The organism is Deltaproteobacteria bacterium CG11_big_fil_rev_8_21_14_0_20_42_23 (genome assembly GCA_002796345.1).
In the GTDB taxonomy this organism is placed as follows: domain Bacteria; phylum UBA10199; class UBA10199; order 2-02-FULL-44-16; family 2-02-FULL-44-16; genus 1-14-0-20-42-23.
In genome coordinates, this window is record PCXC01000004.1 from 38,039 (window position 1) to 44,180 (window position 6,142).

4 protein-coding genes are annotated in these 6,142 nt (G+C 44.0%); 1 reads left to right on the top strand and 3 read right to left on the bottom strand.

Annotated features, from left to right (window positions below; genetic code table 11):
• Nucleotides 1–3: 3 nt before the first annotated feature.
• Together COV43_00355 and COV43_00360 are read right to left on the bottom strand one after the other, a co-directional pair.
• Nucleotides 4–1,818 carry a hypothetical protein gene (locus COV43_00355; GenBank protein PIR26871.1) on the bottom strand — a complete coding sequence of 605 codons (1,815 nt, stop codon included), beginning with the start codon at nt 1,816–1,818 and terminating at the stop codon, nt 4–6.
• 308 nt (nt 1,819–2,126) lie between these two features.
• Nucleotides 2,127–3,770, bottom strand: coding sequence for a hypothetical protein (locus COV43_00360; protein PIR26872.1), 1,644 nt, complete (start codon nt 3,768–3,770; stop codon nt 2,127–2,129).
• Between the two features lie 189 nt (nt 3,771–3,959).
• On the opposite strand from COV43_00360, the gene COV43_00365 reads away from it, so the two are divergent.
• Nucleotides 3,960–5,180, top strand: a complete 1,221-nt coding sequence (locus tag COV43_00365) for an isocitrate dehydrogenase (NADP(+)) (GenBank protein PIR26873.1) — start codon at nt 3,960–3,962, stop codon at nt 5,178–5,180.
• A 488-nt stretch (nt 5,181–5,668) separates the two neighbouring features.
• Here COV43_00365 and COV43_00370 read toward each other — a convergent pair whose 3' ends face one another.
• The gene (locus COV43_00370; GenBank protein PIR26874.1) at nt 5,669–6,070 is read right to left on the bottom strand and encodes a hypothetical protein; all 402 of its coding nucleotides are present in this window, start codon (nt 6,068–6,070) and stop codon (nt 5,669–5,671) included.
• Nucleotides 6,071–6,142: the final 72 nt, after the last annotated feature.

Below are 6,142 nucleotides of genomic sequence, written 5' to 3' on the forward strand. Positions count from 1 at the left end.
TTCCTAAACCCGTTTGAAGCGACGTTCAATTTCATTTTTTTCGAATACAATTAATATGGGCCTGCCATGAGGACAGTGCGTCACGTTGCCCTCTTTAATTTGACGAAGCAAATCTTGCATCTCGAGCGACGAAAGCTGATCGCCACCTCGAATTTGACGATGACATGCCATAGTAGCAAAAAGCCTATCCAGGCTTTGCTCTAGCGCTGCGCTTTGGCCAAACTGGGACAAGTCATGCACGATTTGCTCCAGCAAACTTGGCAGCGAAGAAACTTTCAGCAAAGAAGGATATGCCTTAATCACAAAACTGCGCTCACCAAAAGGTTCGATCTCAAATCCCAAACGCGGGAAGAGATGCAAGTGTTCCAAAAGTGTGCTGGCTTCTTCCAAGCCCAGCTCAAGGGTTTCCGGCAACAGGAGCTGTTGTTGCTCAATGCGAGAAGCTTCATATTGCTGTTTGAAGAGATCGAAGCCGATGCGTTCGTGCGCGGCGTGTTGATCGATGAGCACCAACCTGCTTCCACTGGCTTCGCAAATCACATACGTGCGATCGAACTGACCCAGCACATCCACATCGGAAAGCACATTTCCACCGGGAAGTGGAAGTTCCAACGAGGCATCGTGATGCATCTGCTGTTGAAGGGGCTCAAACGAATTTGCTTCAGCAAGGGGATACACCTTTTCCTTTTGGGAAAAAATTGGAGACGAAAACACATTTCGCTTTTCAACGTGAGCAACGGTTTTCTTTTCATAGCTTCTCTCTGTTTCGTCACGTGTATTGAGAGGAGAAACATGAGCAGCAGAAAACTGAAATTCTTCCTGAGGCTTAAATGACAACGCTTTCCGAACGCTTGATTTTATAAAATCATATACAAGTGATGGTTCAGAAAATCTTACTTCGCGTTTTTGTGGATGCACATTTACGTCGACTAAACTGGGATCAAGTTCCAAAAACAAAACCCCCAAAGGATAACGTCCATGCGCAAGCCTTTCCCCATAAGCCGATGAAAAGGCATGAAGTAAACTTTTGTCTTTTATTGCTCTCCCATTCACAAAGAGTGAAGCATATTTTGCCTGCGCTTTTGAGTAATCTTCATGCGCCACAAAACCTTGCAGTGAGTAATCGTCGGCATGTTCTTCCACCGTAAAGAGAGCTTCTTCTTTTATTTTCTGGCCGAAGACATCTGCAATTCTGCCTTTGGGATCTGGCCGAACGGGAAAGACCATGTACTGTTTTCCATCGCGAAGAAGTTCAAAACGTTTTGAAGGATGAGATAAAGCTGCCTGCTGAAACACTTCGACAATGTGGTTGAATTCAATGTGATCCGATTTTAAAAACTTAAGCCGCGCTGGAACGTTATAAAACAAATCTTCCACCACAACACTAGTTCCCGCGGGACATCCAAAGTGTCCTTGCTCAACTATTTCGCCACCCATGGCTACTATTTTGATGCCGTCACTTTTGCCTGAAGCAAGTTTCGTCTCTATGCTAAACTTCGACACTGCACTAGCCGCAGCCAAGGCTTCGCCCCGAAAACCAAAAGAAGCAATGCTCCACAAATCGTTGTCAGACTTGATTTTGCTGGTGGCATGTCGAATGATTGAAAGCTTTGCATCTTCGGCATCCATGCCGCAACCATTGTCGGTAACACGGATACACTTTTTTCCGCCTTCGCTAACTTCTACTGTAATCACATCGGCAGCTGCATCTAAGGCATTTTCAATCAGCTCTTTCAACACCGATGCCGGGCGCTCTATCACTTCACCAGCGGCAATTCTTTCGATCACACTTCTCTCTAGAACGCGAATATTCCCCATAACGCCTCTTTCGTTGCCTCAATAGTTCAGTTCTCTTATCAGCCTTTTCAAAGACTGCAAATGTGAAAAAAAATTCTGCCCCACTTCTGTGGAAAAGTTCGGATAAAAAGAAGAGAACGAAAATTTAAAAAAAATACAACCTATAAATTCGTAAGCTTTTATTTTATATCATTTTATTTTGATTAATTTTTGTGCATTCCGGAGAAAGAAGCATTTCGTATACACTCGAAGCCAAGCACATGGGTTTTATACACACACTTATCCACATTTTGTGTGCACAAAAAGTTTCACGAAAAAGCAGAACTTCGTTATTTTTTCAGCTCTTGCTTCACTGCTTCCACAATCGCATCTTTATAAGACTTAAATTCTTCCTGATAATCTTCCGCACCAAGATGATATGGAATGTCGGGAATAACTCCCACATTTTCAATGTAGCGCGCCATGTTCCCACTGGGAAGTTGCACGGCTTTCGGCCGCACCATAAGTGAAGCCGTGTAACGAACCGTGAGTTCTGAAAAACCAAATTGCTGTTCCTCCACCACATTGCCACCGCACCCCATGGTATTCTCGCCAAATACTTTCACTCTGCCGGCATCTTGCAAAAGTGCTGGAAACATATCACCACCCGAGCAGGAAAGTTCATTCACCAAAAGGACAACCGGTTTGTTATAAGTGAGCTGCTCACCCGTTTCTCTATCGAGGTACGGCAAAATTTCTCCGTAGGGATTACACAAAGGCATGGCATTGGTAAGAAAAGCTCCGTCTTTCAGCGCTGCTCTAATCGTCTTGGTGTAAATACGAAATAATGCTTTGAGCTCATCGAGTTCTTTATCATCGCTTTGTTCAAGGCTGATAAGATCAGATTCAAAATCCTGAAGCCAAGTTCTGGTAGCGCGCAAAGAAAACAACATTGAGGGTGCAGGCTCCTGCAAAAAAAGCCCTGCCGCGCGTTCCACAAAACAAGTGTTTCCTCCCGGATTATTGGTCTGGTCCAAAACTAAAGCATCGGTGTGTAAAGAAAGATATTGCAGCTCGTGAGCAAGAGCAGCCAAAGCTTTTTCAGCCCTATCCCTCCTTTCAATTTTCCACGTATCAAGGCGAAGGTAGCCAATGCTCATTCCATCTTGCGTAAAAATGCCCGTTTGAAATGGAAGTTTTTTACGTTCTACAAAGCTGTCCCAAAGGGGAAAAAATGATTCTTTGCGATAAGGATTCGCTGATTCAGGAAGCAAAGAAGCAAGTGCAAAACTTTGCTTCTGAAAATCATCCCGAGAGGGAATGGTTTGTTCTGCAAGCGTATACCCTTCAACTTTCCAAGGCAGCAAAAACTTTTGCTTGGCTCGCCGTTGTGGAGAATACACTTCAAGCTCTACGGGGTTTTCGGAAAGAAAAGGAAAAATTGACTGCGGGCGAACACTCAAAAACAAAGCTGCAATTTTAAGCGTAGCCAGTTTATTTCCAAGATGAACATATCGCTCCAAATTTTCCAAAGCCTCTAAAGCTGGAACTCCATCCACTGAAAGCACTTCATCACCCTCTTCAAATGGAAAATGCTCTTTTGGCAACAGATCACGATTGATCTCAGTAATAAAAAGCTTTTGCGGATAATATTCCATTTGCAGCGGAAGCCGCACAATTCGAGTGCTGGGAAGTGACCATGAAACATGCGCATCTTGAAGGGTGCTCATGTAATGGATAAAAGCCTCATAGAGATCTTCATCCGAGTTTGCATCTCTTGCCTCTTGAAGCAGTCTATCGGCCATAGTGACAGCTGAGAGCCCAAGGGTATTTTCTTTCCAGGGAAACGGTGCATATCGCTGCTCGAATAAATGAATCAGATCATTTGCATCAGCCAAGCGTTGCTCAAGGCTTAGCTTTGCTTCTGCGGAAGGCGAGAAAAAAAATTGAATGAGAAAAAATGGGGTCAAAAGAAGAAATATTTTTTTTATCATGTTATTCCTTAAAGAGCGGCAAAGACAGATCTGGCCTGCCTTTTAGGTTTTTTGAAATCGTGCACAAAGTGCTGCCTTATCTTTTCCAAAAATGGAAGAAAAAAACTCATTTTCTCCACCGGATCCAATTGACAAGCCTATCCTCGAAGATTATGAACGGCCGCACTAACCCTTACCAAGGAGTAACGTATGAGCACTGGAACCCTTATTTCCAAAGATAACAACGGAAAACTTTGCATCCCCAATAACCCTATTATCCCCTTTATCACCGGCGATGGCATTGGCGAAGATATTACACCTGTTACGCTGAAGGTGCTTGATGCTGCTGTGAAAAAAGCTTACAACGGCGAGAAAAAAATTGTCTGGAAAGAAATTTTTGCCGGAGAACGTGCTCAAAAGGCTTGCGGAGAATGGCTTCCCCAAGCCACTTTCGACGCCATCAAAAAACACCATGTTGCCATAAAAGGCCCACTTACAACTCCAATTGGTGGAGGCATTAGAAGCCTAAACGTAACCTTGCGCCAAGTGTTAGACCTTTACGCATGCGTGCGTCCCGTTCGCCATTTTTCTGGAGTACCAAGCCCCGTAAAAAACCCTGGTGCGTTGAACGTTACTATTTTCAGGGAAAACACAGAAGATATTTACGCTGGCATTGAGTGGAAAAGTGGAACCCCAGAAGCTGAAAAAGTGCGCAATTTTCTGGTAAACGAAATGGGAGCCAACATTAGAGAACTTTCTGGCATTGGCATAAAACCCATGAGCCCATTTGGCAGCAAACGCCTCGTGGAAATGGCAGTTGCTCATGCCGTGAAACACAAATGTGAAAGCGTCACCCTTGTTCATAAAGGGAATATTATGAAATTCACCGAAGGTGCTTTCTGCGAATGGGGCTACGAAATTGCCAAAGAAAAATTTGCCGATTTCATTATCACCGAAAAAGAAGTGTGGGAAAAGCACGATGGAAAAGCTCCAAAAGGAAAAGTGGTCATTAAAGATCGCATCGCAGATGCCATGTTCCAAGAGCTTCTGCTCCGTCCAGAAGAACATCATGTGCTTGCTTCATCAAACTTAAATGGCGATTACCTCTCTGATGCTTGTGCAGCGCAAGTGGGCGGCCTTGGTCTTGCGCCAGGTGCAAACATTGGCGACGAAGTGGCGCTGTTTGAAGCAACACACGGTACAGCTCCAAAGCATGCTGGCCATGATCGCGCAAATCCATCTTCTCTTTTGTTGTCAGGAAACATGATGCTGGAATATTTGGGATGGCAAGAAGCAGCAGATCTTGTCATTTCTGCACTTGAAAAAACTATTTCTCAAAAGAAAGTCACCTACGATCTGGAGCGTCAAATGGAAGGCGCCACAAAACTTTCCTGTTCAGCGTTTGGAGATGCTATTGTCGGGAACATGTAACAACATTTTCATCCTCAATAAAAAAAGCCTCAGTTCAAACTGAGGTTTTTTTTGAAAAAGCACTGGACAGCTCAGAGAGCGCTCCAGAAATTTTCTGAGACAAGGAAGTGTGACGAAAGCACCGGAGGCGTACTGTGTGTGTTGTACGTCGAGGATGCTTGAGGAGCAGTGACGCCGTATCAGGAAATTTATGGAGCGCGACATTTAGAACTTAATTTTCATCCCTACCATGAGTCCCATCCCCTTCAAGCTTACTTTGCCTTGAGTGGTATCTGTTTCTTTACTTTTGAATGGATTCACCCAAGATTTTTTATCGCCCAAAGCTGCATAGGATGGTCGAAGAATGGATGCATTATTTGTTTTTTTGCCGCTCATGGAAGCCCCCGTTTCAGTGATTTTTTGTTTCTTTTTATGATACCAAAAGAGCCTTCAAAAACCTAGTCCTTGATCTTATTCTTTTATCATTTTTAGCTAATAGGCTGAAAAACCTAGCTTTTATAGCTGTGGTATAACTTCATCACCTTGCGCACGTAGCCTTGCGTTTCGGCAAAAGGCGGCACGCCTTTATATTTGCGCACATTTCCAGGCCCTGCATTATAGGCTGCAAGGGCAAGCTCTATACGGCCATCGAAAGATTTGAGCAATTCTTTCAAGTATTTAGCTCCACCGTTTACATTTTCACGCGCATCCCAAATGTTTACGATGCCGAGATGACGTTGCGTGGGCGCATTGATCTGCATCAGCCCTTTTGCCCCCACTCCAGATTGTGCTTTTGGATTAAAATGAGATTCAGCATGGATTACAGCCGCTATAAGCGCTGCTTCCACATTGTGCTTTTTGGCTGCATTGTGAATCATGCTAAAGATGTTTTCATCTACACTTCGCCCCAAGCCTTTTTAAAGTGGCCTTGTCTGTCTAGACCAAAGATTTAAATTCCTTAGTTCCCTAAGATATATTTTTAT